Annotated in this window: 12 protein-coding genes; all 12 read left to right on the top strand. The window is 35.9% G+C overall.

From position 1 onward, the window contains the following. The first annotated feature begins 40 nt into the window (after positions 1 to 40). The 12 genes from FLACHUCJ7_RS13710 (at position 41) to FLACHUCJ7_RS13655 (ending at position 20,916) form a co-directional block, all read left to right on the top strand. Entirely contained in the window at positions 41 to 2,284 is a 2,244-nt protein-coding gene (locus FLACHUCJ7_RS13710) for a GH92 family glycosyl hydrolase (RefSeq protein ID WP_180909260.1), read from the top strand. 37 nt (positions 2,285 to 2,321) lie between these two features. After that, the gene (locus tag FLACHUCJ7_RS13705; protein WP_180909259.1) at positions 2,322 to 4,199 is read left to right on the top strand and encodes a sodium:solute symporter family protein; all 1,878 of its coding nucleotides are present in this window, start codon (positions 2,322 to 2,324) and stop codon (positions 4,197 to 4,199) included. 241 nt (positions 4,200 to 4,440) lie between these two features. Next, a complete protein-coding gene (locus FLACHUCJ7_RS13700; protein WP_180909258.1) occupies positions 4,441 to 5,406 on the top strand; it encodes a glycoside hydrolase family 130 protein in 966 nt (321 codons plus the stop codon). A gap of 10 nt (positions 5,407 to 5,416) precedes the next feature. Next, complete coding sequence (locus FLACHUCJ7_RS13695) at positions 5,417 to 6,484, top strand: carbohydrate-binding family 9-like protein (RefSeq protein WP_180909257.1); 1,068 nt, start codon at positions 5,417 to 5,419, stop codon at positions 6,482 to 6,484. A 48-nt stretch (positions 6,485 to 6,532) separates the two neighbouring features. Continuing rightward, positions 6,533 to 7,678 carry a glycoside hydrolase family 18 protein gene (locus FLACHUCJ7_RS13690; protein WP_230408828.1) on the top strand — a complete coding sequence of 382 codons (1,146 nt, stop codon included), beginning with the start codon at positions 6,533 to 6,535 and terminating at the stop codon, positions 7,676 to 7,678. Between the two features lie 2 nt (positions 7,679 to 7,680). Further along, positions 7,681 to 8,760, top strand: coding sequence for a putative glycoside hydrolase (locus tag FLACHUCJ7_RS13685; RefSeq protein WP_180909255.1), 1,080 nt, complete (start codon positions 7,681 to 7,683; stop codon positions 8,758 to 8,760). 31 nt (positions 8,761 to 8,791) lie between these two features. Continuing rightward, positions 8,792 to 9,817, top strand: a complete 1,026-nt coding sequence (locus FLACHUCJ7_RS13680) for an isoaspartyl peptidase/L-asparaginase family protein (protein ID WP_180909254.1) — start codon at positions 8,792 to 8,794, stop codon at positions 9,815 to 9,817. A 351-nt stretch (positions 9,818 to 10,168) separates the two neighbouring features. Next, positions 10,169 to 12,481, top strand: coding sequence for a beta-N-acetylhexosaminidase (locus FLACHUCJ7_RS13675; protein WP_180909253.1), 2,313 nt, complete (start codon positions 10,169 to 10,171; stop codon positions 12,479 to 12,481). A 138-nt stretch (positions 12,482 to 12,619) separates the two neighbouring features. Continuing rightward, positions 12,620 to 14,485: a beta-galactosidase gene (locus FLACHUCJ7_RS13670; RefSeq protein WP_180909252.1), complete on the top strand. Its 1,866-nt coding sequence runs from the start codon at positions 12,620 to 12,622 to the stop codon at positions 14,483 to 14,485. A 24-nt stretch (positions 14,486 to 14,509) separates the two neighbouring features. Then, entirely contained in the window at positions 14,510 to 15,988 is a 1,479-nt protein-coding gene (locus tag FLACHUCJ7_RS13665; protein WP_180909251.1) for an alpha-L-fucosidase, read from the top strand. Positions 15,989 to 15,999: 11 nt separating this feature from the next. Next, positions 16,000 to 18,246, top strand: a complete 2,247-nt coding sequence (locus FLACHUCJ7_RS13660; protein ID WP_180909250.1) for a GH92 family glycosyl hydrolase — start codon at positions 16,000 to 16,002, stop codon at positions 18,244 to 18,246. Positions 18,247 to 18,258: 12 nt separating this feature from the next. Then, complete coding sequence (locus FLACHUCJ7_RS13655) at positions 18,259 to 20,916, top strand: glycoside hydrolase family 3 N-terminal domain-containing protein (RefSeq protein ID WP_180909249.1); 2,658 nt, start codon at positions 18,259 to 18,261, stop codon at positions 20,914 to 20,916. Positions 20,917 to 21,150: the final 234 nt, after the last annotated feature.

Genomic DNA, 21,150 nt, shown 5'->3' with positions numbered 1-21,150 from the left:
AAATTTATTTAAATTTAAAGTTAAATTAAGGTTGTATTATATGAAGAATTTTTTACTATGTCTTTTATTTGTAATTCTGGTTGCAAGTTGTAAAATAAATGTAAACAAAAATAATAATCCGAAAGATATTTTTGTAAGCCAGGTTGATCCTTTCATAGGCACTGGAGGACATGGACATACGTATCCGGGAGCGACTGTTCCTTTTGGAATGCTTCAGGTAAGTCCTGACAACGGTATTTCGGGCTGGGACTGGTGTTCCGGATATCATTATTCAGATTCTGTTGTGGCTGGTTTCAGTCATTTGCACTTAAGCGGAACCGGAATTGGAGATTTGGCAGACATCTTATTCATGCCAACCAATAAAAAAGTCGATTTAACACTCAAAACAACTTCACGAGATCAATTACCTTATAAATCAGCTTACAGTCATGTTAACGAAAAAGCAACACCGGGTTCTTACCAGGTTTTTCTTGAGGATCCTAAGATTAATGTAGTATTAACGTCTTCACAAAGAACAGCTTATCATAAATATACATTTGCTAAAAACGACAAGCAATCCGTAGTTGTCGATTTAGGATTTGCCATAAATTGGGATAAAGCCCTAAAAACCGGAATTACAATTGAAGACGATTATACTATAAGCGGTTACCGTTACAGTAAAGGCTGGGCATTAAACCAGAAAGTGTTTTTTGTAGCAAAGTTTTCAAAACCTATTTCAGAATCAGTTTTAACGGCTGATAAACAAATTGTTAATGCTAAAAAAGCAGAAGGAGAAAATACTTCGTTACAATTGTTTTTCGACCCGAAAAACACAACTGAATTGTTTGTAAAAGTAGCGCTCTCATCTGTAAGTGTAGCAAATGCAAAAGACAATTTAGACGATCCAAAAGTTAATTTCGATGAAACGAAAGCAAATGCATCTTCAATTTGGAATGTAGCTTTAGGCAAAATAAAAGTTGAAACACCGGTAGATTCATTAAAAACAATTTTTTATACCGCAATGTATCACGCACAAGTTGCGCCTGTAACCTATAGTGATAAAAATGGGCAGTATAGGAGAGAGGACGATCAGATTGTTACGGCAAAAGATCATACTGCCTATTCAACTTTATCACTATGGGATACTTTTAGAGCCGAAAATCCTTTATTGACTTTATTAGCGCCTGAGAAAGCTTCGGACATTGTAAATTCAATGTTAGCGTATTACGATACCAAAAAAATATTACCGGTCTGGACACTTTACGCCAACGAAACCAATACGATGACAGGCTATCATTCTATTCCTGTAATTGTCGATGCGTATTTAAAAGGTATAAAAGGTTTTGATGCCGAAAAAGCATTCGAGGCAATGAAAACCACCATGATGCAGGATGAAAGAGGACTGAATTTCTACAAAAAATACGGTTACATTCCTTATAATTTATTAGACGAATCGGTTACAATTACTCTCGAATATGCTTATGATGACTGGTGTGTGGCACAGATGGCGAAAGCTTTGGGAAAAAATGAAGATTACCAGTTTTTCTTAAAACGTTCTCAGGCGTATCGATATTTATTTGATCCGAAAACGGGTTTCATGAGAGGAAAATCCGAAGATGGAAAATCATGGAACGAACCTTTCGATCCAAAACATTCGAACCACAGGGAACATACAGATTATACCGAAGGAAATGCATGGCAGCACAGTTGGTTCGTACCTCATAATTTGAAGGATGTTATTTCGCTTCACGGAAGTAACGAAATCTTCACCAAACGTTTAGAGCAATTGTTTACAGAGAGCTCAGAGATTACAGGAAACAATGTTTCGGCAGATATATCTGGATTAATTGGCCAGTATGCACACGGAAACGAACCAAGCCACCACATTGCTTATATGTTTAATGCGGCAGGTCAGCCATGGAGAACGCAATATTGGGTTCGTCATATTTTAGATACGCAATACAACACAACACCAAACGGATTAAGCGGTAACGAAGACTGCGGACAAATGTCGGCCTGGTACGTTTTCAGTTCAATGGGATTGTATCCAATGAACCCTGCTTCAGGCGAATATGAAATTGGAAGCCCGATTTTCGAAAAAGCAACCATCAATCTTGAAGGAGGCAAAACGTTCGTAATTGAAGCCGAAAATGTTTCAGATAAAAATTTTTACATCCAGTCAGCAACTTTAAACGGAGTTGAATTCAATCAAACAGCAATCAAACATCAACAGATTTTAAAAGGAGGGACTTTACATTTTGTAATGGGAGCACAGCCAAATACAAACTGGGGAATCCAAAAATAAATACATAAAACAAAACTAACCTAACAACACAAAATTAATGGATATTATTGACGTATCAATCATCGTAGCTTATATTCTGCTCTCGGTAGGTATAGGAATTTGGATTTCAAGAAAAGCATCAAAAGGATTAGACGATTATTTCCTCGGAGGTAAAACAATCAAATGGTACTTTCTGGGTCTTAGTAATGGATCCGGAATGTTTGATGTTTCGGGAACCTCATGGATGATTGGAGTTTTATTTCTGTACGGCGTAAAAAGCTTTATGTTTATGTGGCTGTGGCCGATATGGAACCAGATTTTCGTCATGATGTTCCTTGCCGTCTGGATCAGAAGATCAAAAGTTATGACGGGTTCTGAATGGATTCTGACTCGTTTTGGAAGCGACAGAGCCGGAAAAGCATCTCATATTATTGTAGCTATTTTTGCCATTATCTCAACAATTGGTTTCATTGCGTATTTCTTCGAAGGAATCGGAAAATTTGTAACCATCATCCTTCCTTGGGATTTGACGCTTCACTACGGTGATATGATTTTATTGACATCAGAGCGTTCTTATGCCTTGTTAATCATTTTTTTAACGACAATTTATACCGTAAAAGGCGGAATGTTCTCAGTAGTCGCAACAGAAGTTGTACAATATTTAATTATGATTATAGCCGGAGTTTTAATCGCAGGTTATGCCTTCATTAATTATACAGATATTCAGATTAATGCAGTTATTACAGAGGAATGGAAAAATGTCTTTTTCGGATGGCAGTTTGAAACCCAATGGACAGATAAATTTCAAACCTTCAATAATTTAATTGATTCAGAGGGGTACAAAATGTTTGGCGCTTTCATCGGAATGACCTTATTCAAAGGTTTCTTTGCGAGTGTTGCAGGGCCAACGCCTAGTTATGATTTACAAAGGGTTCTTTCAACCAAATCAGTCAAAGAAGCCGCTTATATGAGTGGTTTTACCAACCTGATTTTATTCATCCCGAGATATTTATTAATCACCGGAATCGTGGTAATCGCTTTGGTAAACTTAGCACCTGAATTAAATGCAAACACAGGATTAACCGGAGCCGATTTAGAATTATTGATGCCAAAAGTCGTTAATTTATATATTCCCGTTGGAATCAAAGGTATTTTACTGGCAGGTTTATTAGCCGCTTTTATGTCAGGATTCTCTGCATTCGTAAATGCAGGACCAGCGTATATCGTAAATGATATTTACAAAAAATACTTCAAACCGGTAGCAACAAATGCACATTATATCAAAGTAAGTCAGATTTCGTCTTTCCTTGTTGTTGGTTTAGGCGTTTTTATGGGATTCTTTGCAGATTCAATCAATTCATTGACTTTATGGATTACAAGTGCATTATACGGAGGTTACGTAGCGGCAAACTTTCTGAAATGGATTTGGTGGCGTTTTAACGGCTGGGGTTATTTCTGGGGAATGTTCGCCGGATTAATCGTAGCTTCTTTGCAATTTGCTTTAGGTCAGGCTAAAGGAGGCTTGTCAGAAGGATCATTTTTATATGATTTAGCACAAGTACAAGCTATTTACCTGTTCCCATTAATATTTGGATTCTCAATTTTAGGTTGTCTCTTAGGAACATATTTGAGCAAACCAACAGATATGGAAGTTTTAAAATCCTTTTATTCAAACGTAAGACCGTGGGGATTCTGGAGTCCGGTTTATAAATTGTTAAAAGCCGAAGATCTGGCTTTCGAAAAAAACAATGATTTCTGGAGAGATATGATGAATTGTGCTATCGGAATTGTATGGCAGTCGAGTATGATTTTGCTTCCGATATTTTTTATCATCAGAGATTATCCAAAAGCGATTACAGCATTAGTGGTATTTTTAGTGACAACAACGATATTGAAATTTACATGGTTGGATAAAGTTCGTAGAATAGAAGATTAGAGAATTAGATAATTAGAAAATAGGATAATTAGTCAATTAGAAAATATAAAACACAGGACAGCTTTGTCAAAGTTTTAAACGTCTAATTTGTCATTTCGACAGAGGAGAAATCACACGCCTAACTCGACAAAGATTGGCGAATAATTATGAGGAGCTTCTTCGTTCCTCGCAATGATAGGATTGTGAATGACTGATAAAGCTTAAAAATAAAAAAACAACTATAATAATAAAGAAAGAGAGCATGAGCACAATTCCATGGCAAGACAGACCCGAAAACAGTAAAGATGTAATGTGGAGATATTCTGAAAATCCAATTATCGACAGATATGCGATTCCATCATCAAACAGTATTTTTAATAGTGCCGTTGTTCCTTTTGGAGATGGATTTGCGGGAGTTTTCAGATGTGATAACAAAGCGGTTCAAATGAATATTTTTGCCGGATTTAGTAAAAACGGAATCGATTGGGATATTAATCATGAACCAATTGTAATGCAGTCCGGTAATACGGAAATGATCGAATCTGCTTATAAATACGATCCGCGTGTTGTTTTTATAGAAGATCGTTACTGGATTACCTGGTGTAATGGCTATAATGGCCCAACAATCGGAATTGGATATACTTTTGATTTTAAAGAATTTTTTCAGTGCGAAAATGCCTTTCTGCCATTCAACAGAAACGGTGTTTTATTTCCACAAAAAATAAACGGAAAATACGCCATGTTAAGCCGACCGAGTGATAACGGACATACGCCTTTTGGAGATATCTGGATTAGCTACAGTCCGGATATGAAATACTGGGGTGAGCACAGATTAGTTATGAAACCAACTCCTTTTGAAGACAGTGCCTGGCAGTGTACAAAAGTTGGGGCAGGGCCAATCCCTATTTTAACCAACGAAGGATGGTTGATGATTTATCACGGCGTTATCAATACCTGCAACGGTTTTCGTTATGCAATGGGATCAGCACTTTTAGATGTAGATTCACCGGATCAGGTAAAATACAGAACACAGCCCTATTTATTAGGACCGGCAGAGATTTATGAAATGGTTGGAGATGTTCCAAATGTAGTTTTCCCATGTGCAGCTTTGCATGATACTGAAGAGGATAAATTAACCGTTTATTATGGTGCAGCAGATACGGCAGTAGCAATAGCTTTTGGAAAATTGAGCGAAGTGATTCAGTTTACAAAAGATAATAGTTTATAAAAAAATAAGCATGTTTTTAAAAAATCAATGGTTAACAATTGTTTTAGTTTTTTCTTCGATTGCTGTGTTATCACAATCGAAGAAAAATACTATTGTGCCTAAAACCTATACAGCGAATAAAATTGCAAACCCAATTCTGATTGACGGAGATGAATCAGATCCGGCTTGGAAAAATGCAGACTGGACAGCTCTTTTCGAAGATATCGAAAACAATATTAAACCAAAATATGCAACAAAAGTTAAAATGCTCTGGGATGAAACCAATTTTTATATTTTAGCAAAAATTGATGAACCGAATGTTTGGGCAAATTTAAAACAACGTGATACCATTATTTTTTACAACAACGATTTTGAAGTTTTTATTGATCCCGACGGCGACACTTTTAATTATTATGAATTAGAGATAAATGCATTAAATACAGCCTGGGACCTGTTTTTATCAAAACCTTACAGAGAAAATGATAATGTTGTTTTAAACGACTGGAATATTCCGGGTCTGAAATCAGCGGTAAAAATCAGCGGAACGCTTAATAACCCAAATGATACTGATGAAGGATGGGTTTTAGAAATGGCAATTCCCTGGGCATCTTATAAAAAATCTTACAACGAAAATAATGTGCCGGCAGATAAATTCTGGCGCGTTAATTTTTCAAGAGTAAACTGGCAGCATTCACTTGTTGATGGTAAATACGAACGCAAAAAAGATGCTGACGGAAAATTTCTGCCTGAGTACAACTGGGTCTGGTCGCCAATGGGCGTAATTAATATGCATGAACCTGAAAAATGGGGATATGTTTATTTTTCTTCGAAAGAGGAAAAAGACACTTTTACAATTCCGCAGGACGAAAAAGTAAAATGGGAGCTCTATTATTTATATCGGACTCAAAAAGAATATTATCAAAAAAATAAAGTCTGGGCAAAAACATTAACGGATTTAACGAAAGAAACAATCAAAGTCGATGGTAAAGTTTTAAAACCTATCTTAGAAAATCATTCTTCGGGATATAATATTTTGGTAAAAAGTCCTTTTTCAAACCAAACATTTACCATAAAAGAAGACGGTCAGTTTTTAAAGTAAAAATAATTAGGCAATTTATCAGTAATGATTCATTTTAAACAACATAATATGGTAATTAAATCCCTTTTTTCAGTCCTGATTATCAGTGTGTTTTTTGCTTGTTCTTCATTAGAAAGAAAACAAAATCAACCCAAAGAGGATTTTAAAATAATTGGATACGTTGCCGGGTATGAGAATTTTGATCCCGCAAAAATTGATGCGCGCAAGTTGACTCACCTTAATTATGCCTTTGCTAATATTGTTGATGGTAATGTTCAGTTTGAGCTGGCTACTGATAAAGCGAAAATAGAAAGCGTAATGGCACTTAAAAAGCAAAATCCCGGTTTAAAAATAGTGTATTCTATTGGCGGCTGGGTTTGGTCAGATCAGTTTTCAAATATAGCAGCTTATGCCCAATCAAGAGAAAAATTTGCTAAAAGCGCTGTAAAACTAATGAAATCTTACAACTTTGACGGAATTGATATCGACTGGGAATTTCCCGGACAACGCGCAGAGGATAATATTTTCAGACCTTCAGACAAAGAAAATTTTACGTTATTATTGGGCGAATTGCGCAAGCAATTAGAAATTCAGACTAAAATAGATAATCAGCATTATTTGCTCACTATTGCAGCAGCAGCGGATCAGGAATATGTTAACCATACTGATTTGAAAGAAGCACATCAATATCTTGATTTTATAAATCTGATGTGTTACGATTTTTACAATGGCTGGTTTTATCAAACAGGACATCACGCTAATTTATATCCTTCAAAAGAAGAAAAATTTGGAGGGAACAGTATTAGTGAGTCGGTAGATGCATTCTTAAAAGAAGGGGTGCCTGCTCACAAGCTTATTTTAGGAATCCCTTTTTATGGAAGAAAGTGGGAAAAAGTAACACCCGAAAATAATGGGTTATACCAGTCAGCCTTAACAGGAAGTGCTATTGTGGCATCCTGGGAAATTGCGGCAGCATTAAAATCAGGAAAATTTCAGGAATTATATGATGATTCGGCAAAAGCATCTTATTTATGGAATGCCCAGGACAATATTTTTATTTCTTATGAAACTCCAAAAGAAATTGCTTTAAAGACAGCATTTATTAAACAGAAAAAATTAGGCGGTGCTATGTTTTGGGAATATAGTTTAGACAATAATCAGGAATTATTAAACAAACTGTACCAAAGTGCAAGTCTAACAAAACAAAGAAATTAAGTATGAAACTACCAAAACTATTACTTTTTTTATTGGCACTTAGTATTTTTTCATGTGCAAAAAAAGAAGAACAAACCACTTTTAAATTTGGAGTCTGGACAACGGCAGATGCTAAAAAATCTGATGCAGACTATACAAAAGAATTTAAAAAATATAAAGATGGAGGAATTGATGAAGTATTAATCAATACGGGAACTGATCCAAAACTTTTAAAAAGAATAGTACCTTTAGCTACAAAAGAAGGTCTAAAAGTTCACGCCTGGATTATGGCGATGAACAGACCCGGAGATTCAGTTGCATTGCAGCATCCGGAATGGTATCAGGTGAGCAAAGAAGGTAAATCCTGTTTTGATAACCGCCCTTATGTCGATTACTACCAATGGCTTTGTCCTACAAGAAAAGAATCTAGAAACCACGTTTTACATTTAGTCGAAGAACTGGCAAAAGTTGAAGGAATAGAAAGTGTTCACTTAGATTATATCCGCTTTCCGGATATCTTTTTACCAATTAGTTTATTGCCAAAATACAATCTGGTTCAGGATGTAGAGTTACCTCAATTTGACTTTTGTTATTGTGATGAATGTGTAAAAGCATTTGAAAAAATACATCATAAAAATCCAAAAGAGAGCCATAATACTTCCATTGATATGGAGTGGAAAAACTTCAGACTCAATGCTATAAAAAACGTTGTTGACGATGCGTATAAAATTGCACACCAACACAACAAACAATTAACTGCTGCCGTTTTTCCTTATCCGGAAATGGCAGATCACATGGTACGCCAGCGTTGGGATAAATGGAATATCGATGAGGTTTATCCTATGATTTATCATAGTTTTTATGATGAAGAAATTGACTGGGTAGGTTACGCTACAAAACAGGGCGTTACTGATTTAGAGCATAAAAAAACAAAAATTAATACAGGAATTTATATTCCGGGATTGAAAAATGATAAGGAACTTAAAGAAGCTATTTTACTGGCAAAAGAAAACGGAGCCATTGGAGTTACTTTCTTCGACGGAAATGCATTGTCTGATAGTTATTTAAAGACCATTAAAGAAACAAAAGCAAGTTTAAAATAATATTTTCAGGATTTCAATAAAAATAAAAAGCATGTCAAATAGAAGAGATTTTATCAAAAAAGCAGCTTTAGGTGCAGCAGCCGTAAGTTCTGTTATTGGCCTTAGCGGATTTGCAGAGAATGAAGATGAAAAAGAAGGTGCGTTAGAATTTCCTTCAAAAAAACAAAAAAAGCCAATTGTAATTTCGACATGGAATCATGGTTTACCGGCAAACAAAGAAACCTGGAAACAATTAAAAGACGGAAAACCAGCCTTAGATGCTATTGAGGCCGGAATGAAAATTCCTGAAGCCGATCCGACTGTACGCAGTGTTGGTTATGGAGGATATCCGGATCGGGAAGGAAAAGTGACGCTGGATGCCTGTATTATGGATCACAACAGCAATTGCGGTTCTGTGTGTTTTTTACAAGGAATCATGCATCCAATTTCTGTAGCAAAAAGAGTATTGCAAAATACACCACACGTAATGCTGGCCGGACAAGGTGCTTTACAATTTGCTCTTTCAGAAGGATTTAAAGAAGAAAATCTTTTAACTCCCGAATCTGAAAAAGACTGGAAAAAATGGCTGGAAGATTCTAAATATAAACCCGTTATCAATATAGAAAATCACGATACCATAAGCATGCTAATGTTAGATCAGGATGGAAATCTTGCCGGAGGCTGTACAACAAGCGGCGCCGCCTGGAAAATGCACGGCCGCGTCGGTGACTCCCCAATAATCGGCGCGGGGCTTTTTCTGGATAATGAAGTAGGAGCGGCTGCAGCAACGGGTTTAGGGGAAGCCGTTATCAGAACTGCCGGAAGCGCAATGGTGGTCGAATTAATGCGTCAGGGAAAATCGCCTTACGATGCCTGTAAAGAAATTACAGAGCGTATTTACAACAAACATAAAAACCACAAAGACATGGAATACCTGCAGGTTGGTTTTATTGCTTTGAATAAAAATGGTGAATACGCAGGTTACAGTTTAAGATCAGGATTTAATTTCGCCGTTTCAGATGATGAAAAAGGTCACAGAATGGAGGATGCAAAATTTAAAATGTCGTGGGATAAATAATTGTGACAAAGTTTTGTTATTCCGAGGAACGAGGAATCATACTCGGGATTCGACACAGATTGGAATATACGCAATATTTGTCATTTCGACGAAGGAGAAATCTCCGCAAGAAACTCTACAAAGATTGACGAGTTACGTTGAGGAGCTACTAACGAAGATTTACTTCGTCTGTTCGATATCGCTCGGGTCTCCTTCGTCGAAATGACAAACTGAAGTCAAAAACTTCAAAACATAAAAATAAAACCAGTTTCTATGTGCATTCATGCATAGTGTAACGCCTTTCTAAGCTTTAAAAAACTATGTCTATATGTGTTTAAGAAATAATAGCATAGAGAACCCAAAAAACAAAGAATGAAAAAAGTACTATTCCTATTAACCCTAATCACTTCAATTTTCTCGGCTAACGCGCAGAAAGTTTACACGGAAAATGATATTCGTATCATTCCAAAACCGAGTCAGACTCTTATTAAAACTGGTGTTTTTGAATTTACAAAAGATACAAAATTTGTAGTAAACGGTGATTTCCAAAAAGATGCCGCAAATGCTTTGGCTTCTAAATTTGAAGTTGCTGCAGGATGGAAACCAGAAACGACAACAAAAGCGCCAGTAAGCAATTTTGTTCAGTTTAAAGTTGATCCGAACTTAAAAAATGAAGCTTACGTTTTAGATGTAAATCCGACGAGCATTGTTATTGCTGCTAAAGGAAATGTAGGTTTTATGTATGGTTTAGAAAGTATAAGACAATTACTTCCTGAAGCAATTGAAAGTAAATTTGCGATTTCTACTGCAAAATGGGAAATTCCAAGTTTGACCATAACAGACGAACCTCGTTTTAAATGGAGAGGTTTAATGCTGGATTTATCACGTCATTTCTTTGATAAAAATTACATTCTGGCTACAATCGATCGTTTGGCAATGCACAAAATGAATGTTTTGCATTTGCATTTAGTTGATGATCAAGGCTGGAGAATCGAAATTAAAAAATATCCAAAACTAACTGAAGTTGGCGCTTGGAGAGTAGATCAGGAAAACTTATCCTGGAATGCAAGACTTCCGGTAACAGCAGATCAAAAAGGAACGTACGGAGGCTTTTTTACTCAGGAAGAGTTAAAAGAAATTGTAAAATATGCCGAATCAAAAAACATTGAAGTAATCCCGGAAATCGAAATGCCGGCACACGTAAGCAGTGCTATTGCCTCGTATCCTGAACTGGCATGTTTTGATCAGAAAATTGGTGTTCCGTCAGGCGGATTATGGCCAATTACAGATATTTATTGTGCAGGAAAAGAAACGACGTTTGAGTTTTTAAAAAATGTAATTGACGAAGTAATTACGATTTTCCCTTCAAAGTATATTCATATTGGCGGAGACGAAGCTACTAAAACCAATTGGGCAAAATGTCCGCACTGCCAGAAAAGAATCAAAGACAATAACCTTAAAAGCGTAGAAGAATTACAAAGTTATTTTGTAAAACGAATGGAAAAATACATCAATTCAAAAGGAAAAAGAGTAATTGGCTGGGATGAAATTTTAGAAGGTGGTTTGGCTCCAGATGCAACGGTAATGAGCTGGAGAGGAATGAAAGGCGGCATCGAAGCAGCAGATCAAGGTCACGATGTGATTATGACTCCAGAAACACCTTGTTATTTCAACTTTTACCAAGGACCGCAAAACGAAGAACCTTTAGCTTTTGATGCTTATAATCCGTTAAGCGAAGTGTATAAATTTGATCCTGTAGTTGCAACAATGACACCTCAGGAAGCAGCACATGTTTTAGGAGGACAAGCGAATTTATGGGCAGAACATTTAGCATTACCAAAAGATTCTGAATACATGATTTTCCCGAGATTGGCAGCTTTATCAGAAACTTTATGGAGTCCGAAAGAGAAACGCAATTGGAATGATTTTACAACGAGATTATTTTCATTATTCAAACGTTACGATTATTTAGGAATAAATTATGCGAAAAGTGCTTATTTGGTTACTGCTTCTTCTACAGCAGATTTGGCTAATAAACAAATCAAAGTAGAATTGAAAAACGAGTTTCCTAATCCAGATATCCGTTACGTTTTAGGAGATAAAAGCATCGATCATCATGCTGTAAAATATACTGCTCCAATTGAAATCAAAGAAACGACTGTTTTAAAAGCTTCTTTATTTCAAGATGACAAACCAGTAGGAAAAACGTATACTGATACCCTTGTTTTTCATAAAGGATTTGCGAAAAAAGTGAAATACTTAACACCTTACAATTCGAATTACAAAGGAGATGCGAACACAATGGTCAACACGATTCGCGGAAGCAAAAATTTCCATGACGGACAATGGCAAGCTTGGTTGGTTAACGATATGGAATTGGTAATTGACCTTGAAAAAGTTGAAAGTATAGAGCAGGTAAGTGTTGGTGCTTTAGAAAGTCAAGGCGCAGGAGTTAATTTCCCAATTGAAGTAAAAGTATTCATTTCTGACGACGGATTTAATTACAGACAAGTTGGAAAAATAACACGTCCGTATGCTGTAAATGCAGTTCCGGAATTGAAGGATTTTAAAATCAACTTTCAAAAACAAAATGCACGCTTTGTAAAAGTTATCGCTGGCAACTTAAAGAAAAGTCCAAAAGGAGAAAGTTCTTGGCTGTTTGTAGATGAGATTGTGGTGAATTAATCTTTAACTATTGCCTCAATAGTTTTATAAAGTAGAATTATTAAAGAATAACTCTCTGTAGTATTTGATTATTTAAGTCGTTTACTACTTTAAGATTGCAATTTTTTAAGTTTATAAATTTATAATCTGAAAAAAAAAATGAATAAGATATTATTTAAGCTCGGAGTATTATTGATTTGCTTGATGCCGTTTTTTACTACGGCGCAAACCAAAGGATTTTCTATATCTAATGGAGAATTTCAAAAAGATGGGAAAATTATAAAAATACATTCAGGAGAAATGCACTATGAGCGTATTCCTAAAGAGTATTGGAGACATCGATTGCAAATGCTTAAAGCTATGGGATTGAATACCGTGGCGACTTATGTGTTTTGGAATTACCACGAAATAGAGCCAGGTGTATGGGATTTTAAAACAGGAAATAAAGATTTAGCTGAGTTTTTACGTATCGCTAAAAGTGAAGGATTATATGTGATTCTTAGGCCAGGTCCGTATGCATGTGGGGAATGGGAATTTGGAGGCTACCCTTGGTGGTTGCAAAATAATCCAGATTTAGTAATTCGTACCAATAACAAAGCATTTTTGGAAGCTTGCAAAACGTATCTGGAACATTTGTATGCAGTGGTAAAAGGAAATTTTGCTAATCAGGGAGGACCAATTATTATGGTTCAGGCAGAAAATGAATTTGGTTCTTATGTTTCTCAAAGAACCGATATTAGTGCTGAAGATCATAAAGCATACAAAACTGCAATTTACAATATGCTTAAAGAAACTGGGTTTCCAGAGCCTTTTTTTACTTCTGACGGTACTTGGTTGTTTGAAGGCGGTGCTGTTGAAGGCGTATTACCGACTGCAAATGGAGAATCAAATATAGAGAATTTAAAAAAACAAGTTGATAAATACCATAAAGGGCAGGGACCTTACATGGTTGCAGAGTTTTATTCTGGCTGGCTGGATCATTGGGCAGAACCATTTATTAAAATTGGATCTGAGGAGATTGCAAGTCAAACTAAAAACTACCTTGATGCAGGTGTTTCTTTTAATTATTATATGGTGCACGGTGGTACTAATTTCGGATTTACCTCTGGAGCAAATTATAATGAAGAAAGTGATATTCAGCCGGACATTACAAGCTATGATTATGATGCTCCTATTAGCGAAGCAGGTTGGGCAACACTAAAATTCATGGCTATTCGTGAAGTAATGCAAAAGTATTCTAAGACAAAATTAGCACCGATTCCAGAGAAAATACCAGTTACAAAATATCCTAATCAGCTTATCAAATCGAGTATGGATGTTTTAAGCTGGATCAAAAAAGAAAAAGCTGTTGTCAATGACCAGCCATTAACATTTGAAAAATTAGGTCAGGGAAATGGATATGTTTTATATCGTAAACGATTTACACAGCCAATTTCAGGCAAATTAAAAATAGAGGGATTGAGAGACTTTGCTACAGTTTATGTAAACGGAGTTAAAGCGGGTGAATTGAATAGAGTTTTCAAAAATTACGAGTTGACAGTTTCTATTCCTTTTAACGGTATTTTAGAAATTTTAGTTGAAAATATGGGGCGTATTAATTACGGAGCCGAAATAGTACATAATACGAAAGGTATTATTTCTCCGGTTTTCATTAATGAATATGAAATTAGCGGTGGATGGGAAATGTATAAAATGCCGATGAGCGAAGTTCCAGTTCTTAAAAATGAAACGATAAAACCTGGACGTCCAGTTTTATATGAATCTACAGTAAACATAGACAAACCAGCCGATACTTTTCTTGATATGACCAATTGGGGAAAAGGAATTGTATTTGTCAACGGACACAATCTTGGACGCTACTGGAAAGTAGGACCGCAGCAAACGCTTTATGTGCCAGGCTGTTGGTTGAAAACTGGTGCAAATAATTTTGTTGTATTCGAGCAGCTTAATGAAAATACCCAAAAAGAATTAATTTTTACAGATCAACCTATACTTGATAAACTAAACGAAAAAACAAAAGAATAAATAAAACGCAATAAACAGATAAAGATGAAAAAAGGAATATTCATAATCGCCCTTTTATTTTCAGCTCAGATTTTCGCTCAGGCTATTTATGAAGATGAAAGATACGTACCGGAAACAGATCCGTTAGTGTTGAAGAACTTAGACGAATGGCAAGGCAAAAAATTTGGTCTGCTAATGCACTGGGGGACTTACAGCCAATGGGGAATTGTAGAGTCTTGGTCTATCTGCCCTGAAGATTACGGCTGGTGTGAACGTAAAAAAGGAAGTAATCCGTCTAATTATAATGATTATATTAAAGATTATGAAGGATTAAGAAAAACATTTAATCCTGTGAAATTCGATCCTGCAAAATGGGCTAAAGCAGCTAAATATGCGGGAATGAAGTACATGGTTTTCACTACAAAACACCATGACGGATTTAATATGTATGATACTAAATACTCTGATTACAAGATAACTAGTAAAGACGTTCCTTTTCATACCAACCCAAAAGCAGATGTTTTAAAAGAAATTTTCAACTCTTTTAGAGGTGAAGGTATTTCAACTGGAGCTTATTTTTCTAAACCAGACTGGCACAACGAAAACTATTGGGATCCTTATTTCCCTCCTTTCGACAGAAACGTAAACTACGATCCGTCTTTATACCCTGAAAAATGGCAAAAATATGTTGATTTCACGCACAACCAAATCTTAGAAATTTTAACCAACTATGGAAAAGTAGACATTTTATGGCTTGACGGAGGTTGGGTTAGAAAAAGAGATCAGGTGAACATCAAAGAAAACTATGACGAGAAGTTTACAGAAAACGAATCTAAAAATGGTTTCATCAAACACAGAGTAGTAAATCAGGATCCAAAAATGGATGAATTGGTTGTAAAAGCGCGTGCAAAACAACCGGGATTAATTGTTGTTGACAGAGCAGTTCATGGTAAAAACCAAAACTACTTAACTCCGGAAGGACGTGTTCCTGCTAAAACGCTGCCTTACCCTTGGGAGTCTTGTATTCCCGCGGGTGGCGGGTGGTCTTATTCGCCAGGTGCTGAATACATGACCGGAAGACAAGGAATTCATATGTTAGTCGATATTGTAGCAAAAGGCGGTAACTTATTATTGAATATTGCTCCTGGTCCGGAAGGAGAATGGGACAAAGGGGCTTACGATTTATTACAAGCCTACGGAGATTGGATGAAAGTAAACAGCACAGCGATTTACAACACCAAACCAATCGAGCCTTACAAAGAAGATAACATTTGTTTTACACAAAATAAGGCAGGAAATGTATTTGCATTTTACTTAGCAAAAGAAGGAGAAGATAAAATTCCTGCTCAAGTTACAGTAAAATCTATCAGCCCTAAAAAAGGAACAAAAATTACAATGTTAGGTTCTAAAACTTCTTTAAAATGGACAAAAGAAGGAAACGGATTTAAAGTAGTTATTCCGGAAAACTTAAGAAATAATTTACCATGTAAAGAAGCCTGGACTTTAAAAATGGAAGCTATTTAACAGATAAAAGTATGTTTTCAATATCAAAAAAAATAATATCAAAAACAGCATGTATTTTGTATATGCTGTTTTTTAGCATCCTTATTTTTGCACAGAAAGAACCCGCAGATTTTGTAAATCCATTTATCGGAACTTCAAACTATGGAGCCACTTTTCCCGGACCAATTGCACCACGAGGGGTGGCGAGTATTAGTCCGTTTAATGTTGCGGGAAAACAAAATAAATTAGAAAAAGACAGTCAGTGGCTTTCTAATCCGTATGTAAACGAAAATACTTTTTTAACCGGATTTAGTCAGGTTAATATAAGCGGTGTGGGCTGTCCTGAATTAGGCGTTTTAATATTAATGCCAACAACGGGAGCTGTCGAAACCAATCATTTAAAATACGGTTCAACTTATAAAAATGAAGTAGCAAAAGCGGCGTATTATAGCGTAGACATTGACAAATACAATATAAAAGCAGAGTTTACGGCATCAAAAAGAGTGGGGGTCAGCAAATTTACTTTTCCAAAAGGACAATCTAATATTTTACTGAATCTTGGCTTAGGTTTAACCAATGAAGAAGGCGCGATGGTAAAAGTGGTTTCGCCAACAGAAATTGAAGGAATGCGAAGCGTTGGTTCATTTTGTTATAACAGTCCGGAAGATGCCTACCCAGTTTATTTTGTGGCAAAATTTTCGAAACCCGCACACAAATTCGGTGTTTGGAAAAAGCCATCAAAATACGAAGGCACAGAAGCACAATGGATGACGTATAATGGCAAAACCAGAATGATGGATAATAGCATCAAAACGGTTGTTGGTGACAGCATTGGAACTTATTTTACGTATAAATTTGATAAGCAGGAAACCGTTGAGGTTAAAATTGGAATTTCGTATGTAAGCATTGCAAATGCCCGTGAGAACTTAGAAAAAGAAACCGGAAATAAATCGTTCGAAACCGTTTATAATGACACTTATAAGGAGTGGAATGATGAGCTTTCTAAAATTTTGGTTGAAGGAGGTTCAAAAGATGAGAATACGATTTTTTATACGGCATTGTACCATACTTTAATTCATCCAAATACTTTAAACGATGTCAATGGAGAATATCCGGTGATAAAAAGAAGTAAGATTGCAAAAACCGAAGGCACTCGTTATACCACGTTTTCATTGTGGGATACCTATCGAAATATGCATCCGTTAACATCTTTGGTTTATCCTAAGCAACAATCGGATATGATAAAAAGTATGTTGGAAATGTATGATGAAAACGGCTGGCTGCCAAAATGGGAATTAAATTCTACAGAAACATTCACCATGGTAGGAGATCCCGCAAGTATAGTGATAGTTGACGCGTGTTTAAAAGGAATTCAGGATTTTGATTTTTACAAAGCCTACTATGCCATGTTAAAAGGTGCTGATCAAATTGAAAAGAATCCGTTGCGTCCTGGACTTAAAGAATATATCGAAAAAGGATATGTATCAACAAATTATCGCGGTCCCGTTTCTACAACACTGGAATATAATACTTCAGATTATGCGATTTCACTTTTAGCAAAAGCTTTAGGCGAAAAAGAAGATTATAAGCGTTTTACGAAGCGTTCATTATCCTACCGAAAATTATATGATAAAGATTTAAAATTACTTAGGCCAATAACAGCTAACGGAAAATGGTATGAACCTTTTGATCCTGAATCGGGATCTAATTTTCAGGAAAATGTTGGTTTTATTGAAGGCAATGCATGGCAATATGCTTTTATGGTGCCACATGATATTAGAGGATTAATCAAACTTATGGGCGGTGATAAACCTTTTTCAGATCAGTTGCAAAAGGTTTTTGACACCAAACAATTTGATATGGCAAACGAGCCGGATATTGCTTATCCTTATTTATTCAATTATATAAAAGGAGAAGAATGGAAAAGTCAGGAAATGGTAAAAAAATTGGTGAAAGAATATTTCCAAAACAAACCAAAAGGATTACCCGGAAATGATGATACAGGAACAATGTCTGCCTGGCTGGTATATTCGATGATGGGAATTTATCCAATTTCTCCGGGTGACCCAATTTATACCATCACAGCACCATTGTTTCATAGAATAACGATCAAATTAGATCCAAGATATTATAAAAAAGAAAGCATTGTAATTGAAAGACAAATCAATAATGACGGAAAAATCAATTCGATTGAACTAAACGGAAAATCACTTAACAGCTTTTTTATTTCGCATGACGATTTTGTGAATGGAACAATGCTAAAAGTGATTCAAAATTAAAAACACACCACTATGTTACAAGTAAGAATTAAAAAGACAGCCATTATTCTCGTAATGGCTGTAGGTTTTTTTAACCAGAACTATGCACAGAAAAAATACCCGTATCAGGATGCAAAAATGCCGGTAGAAGACAGGGTAAAAGACTTGTTAAGCAGAATGACACTTGAAGAGAAGGTACGCCAAATGGATATGTACAAAGGCGAATTTTTTAAAGATGAAGAGAATTTTTCTAAATCTAAATCGACTGCTAAAATCGGTAAATTAGGAATTGGAGCTATTCATGACATTTATCCGCGTTCGGCAAAAATGATTAACGATCTTCAATCTGAGATTATTAAAGGAAACCGTTGGGGAATTCCTGCTTTAATTATGTGCGAGATGCTTCATGGTTATTTGGATGAAGGAAGTACGGCTTTTCCAATGAATATTGGACTTGGAGCTACTTGGGACACAAAAATAATAGATAAGGTTGGAAAAGTAATCGCTACAGAAGCAAGAGCACACGGTGTACATTTTGGCTTAGGCCCGAATTTAGATTTAGGACGTGAACCACGCTGGGGAAGAGTTGCAGAAACTTTCGGAGAAGATGCTTTCTTAAACAGCGAAATCGGTTTGGCATTCATCAAAGGATTACAAGGAGATGATTTAAAATCGGATCGTTCTATTATTGCAGAACCAAAACACTTTGCTGTTCACGGTATTCCACAAGCGGGAGGAAATTCTTCTCCAATTTTAGTGGGAGAACGTTCAGCGAGAGAAGATCATTTACCTTCTTTCCAAAAAGCATTTATGAAAGGCGGTGCTTTAGGAACCATGTGTGCCTATTCTGAGTTAGATGGAATTCCTTGTGCTGCAAATCACTGGTTATTGACAGATGTTTTAAGAAAGGAATGGGGTTTCAGAGGAATTGTAGTTTCAGATTTAGGAGCTATTAAATACATTCAAACCACTCATAAAGTTTCTGATTCTCCAAAAGAAAGTATCAGAGAAGCAGTTTCTGCAGGAGTTGATATGCAGTTTTACGATTTCACAAACGAATTTTGGCAAAATACTATTGTAGAATTAGTAAATGAAAAGAAACTGACAATGGAGCAGATTGACCGCGCTGCCGGAGCAGTTTTAAGATTGAAATTTTTATTAGGATTATTTGAAAATCCGTACACCGATAAAAATCTGATTAAAGAGCGTTTTCATACCAAAGAAAACCAGGCTGTTGCTTTAGAAGCGGCTCAGAAATCGATGGTTTTATTGAAAAATGACAATACTATTTTGCCATTAAGCAAAAATCTTACAAATATTGCCGTTATCGGACCCAATGCAAATGCTTCAAGACTTGGAGGTTATGCTCCTAAAAACAGTGTTGGAATGACAGTTTTCGAAGGTGTGCAGCAATTGGTTGGAAAAACGGCTAATGTTGTTTATGAAGAAGGTGTACCGCTGATTGTAAAAGGACAAATCATTCCGTCTAAATATTTATTTACTCCGGATGAATCTCAAAACGGATTAAAAGGAGAATATTTCAATAACAGAAATGTAGAAGGAGCTCCAGTATTGACTCGTATTGACAATCAGTTAGAATTTGACTGGCCCTGGTCTCCGGGAACAGGTGTTACAGATGACGATTTCTCTATTCGTTGGACAGGTTACATTAAATCGGACAAATCATTTGATGGATGGTTAGGCTTAAGTTCTGATGACGGAATCAGAATGTGGATTGATGATCAATTGGTTATTGATAACTGGACAAAAGGAGCTACCAGTATCGTTACAACTCCAAAAAATATAGAAGCAGGAAAAAAATACAAAGTCCGCATTGAAATGTGGGAAGGCGGCTGGGGAGCCAGAGCGCACTTACGTTGGAATTTAGAAAAAGTAAACTTACAGCCGGCCATTGATGCTGCTAAAAAAGCTGATGTTGCGATTGTAGTTTTAGGAGAATCTAACGAATTGGTTGAAGAAAACAGAGATGTTGCAACTTTAGACTTACACGGAATGCAGCAGGAATTGATTGAAGCGATTCAAAAAACCGGAACTCCGGTTGTTTGTGTATTATTAAACGGACGTCCACTTTCTGTAAACTGGATTGCCGAAAATATTCCGGCAGTTTTAGAAGGATGGTTCCCGGGGGAATTAGGAGGAAGAGCTGTAGCAGATGTTTTATTTGGAGATTACAACCCAGGTGGAAGATTACCAATTACAGTTCCAAAATCAGTAGGGCAGTTACCTATATATTATAACCAAAAACCATCTGCAATACACAGATATGTTTCTGAAAGTGAAAATCCATTATACACATTCGGTTACGGTTTAAGTTATACCAAGTTTGAATATTCAAATTTTGCCATCAATACCAAAGAAATTAAAGCAGATGGAGAATTGAAAGTTAGCGTAAATGTTAAAAATATTGGGAATTATGATGGAGATGAAGTGGTGCAATTGTACATCAATGATGTTTACAGTAGCGTAACCACTCCAAGAAAAACATTAAAAGGTTTTAAAAGGTTATTCATCGAAAAAGGAGAAACAAAAAAGGTTGAGTTTACATTGACGGCTGATGAACTATCACTCTGGAACAGAGATATGAAGCGAGTGGTTGAGCCTGGCGATTTTGAGGTTATGATTGGAGGGAATTCTGTAGATTTACAAAAGTTAAGTTTTAAAGTTCTGTAGTAACCCATTGTTTGGTGTAGAATCGAAAAATATTTAGTGTTTTGGATGTTTTGGTTAGAATTCTTTTATCAATTTAACAAATAGCCAATTTTAATAATGTTTAATGCTGGAAAATGTAAGGATTTTGAAAGGAAATACGTTGTTTTTAGTTAAATTTTAACCAACACCTTTTGAAAGCTGTCATTTGTCGAAATAATGATTTAGTTAACAAAACAGATTCATAAATTTAACATC

The sequence above is a fragment of the Flavobacterium salmonis genome, from assembly GCF_903819435.1.
Lineage (GTDB): Bacteria > Bacteroidota > Bacteroidia > Flavobacteriales > Flavobacteriaceae > Flavobacterium > Flavobacterium chungangense.
Note: the sequence above shows the minus strand (reverse complement) of the source record. Positions and strands in the feature narration are given on the sequence as shown.

Bases quoted from the DNA above. Each gene is read 5' to 3' on its own strand.
- FLACHUCJ7_RS13710 (WP_180909260.1), top strand. From the start codon at position 41: ATGAAGAATTTTTTACTATGTCTTTTATTTGTAATTCTGGTTGCAAGT.
- FLACHUCJ7_RS13705 (WP_180909259.1), top strand. From the start codon at position 2,322: ATGGATATTATTGACGTATCAATCATCGTAGCTTATATTCTGCTCTCG.
- FLACHUCJ7_RS13700 (WP_180909258.1), top strand. From the start codon at position 4,441: ATGAGCACAATTCCATGGCAAGACAGACCCGAAAACAGTAAAGATGTA.
- FLACHUCJ7_RS13695 (WP_180909257.1), top strand. From the start codon at position 5,417: ATGTTTTTAAAAAATCAATGGTTAACAATTGTTTTAGTTTTTTCTTCG.
- FLACHUCJ7_RS13690 (WP_230408828.1), top strand. From the start codon at position 6,533: ATGGTAATTAAATCCCTTTTTTCAGTCCTGATTATCAGTGTGTTTTTT.
- FLACHUCJ7_RS13685 (WP_180909255.1), top strand. From the start codon at position 7,681: ATGAAACTACCAAAACTATTACTTTTTTTATTGGCACTTAGTATTTTT.
- FLACHUCJ7_RS13680 (WP_180909254.1), top strand. From the start codon at position 8,792: ATGTCAAATAGAAGAGATTTTATCAAAAAAGCAGCTTTAGGTGCAGCA.
- FLACHUCJ7_RS13675 (WP_180909253.1), top strand. From the start codon at position 10,169: ATGAAAAAAGTACTATTCCTATTAACCCTAATCACTTCAATTTTCTCG.
- FLACHUCJ7_RS13670 (WP_180909252.1), top strand. From the start codon at position 12,620: ATGAATAAGATATTATTTAAGCTCGGAGTATTATTGATTTGCTTGATG.
- FLACHUCJ7_RS13665 (WP_180909251.1), top strand. From the start codon at position 14,510: ATGAAAAAAGGAATATTCATAATCGCCCTTTTATTTTCAGCTCAGATT.
- FLACHUCJ7_RS13660 (WP_180909250.1), top strand. From the start codon at position 16,000: ATGTTTTCAATATCAAAAAAAATAATATCAAAAACAGCATGTATTTTG.
- FLACHUCJ7_RS13655 (WP_180909249.1), top strand. From the start codon at position 18,259: ATGTTACAAGTAAGAATTAAAAAGACAGCCATTATTCTCGTAATGGCT.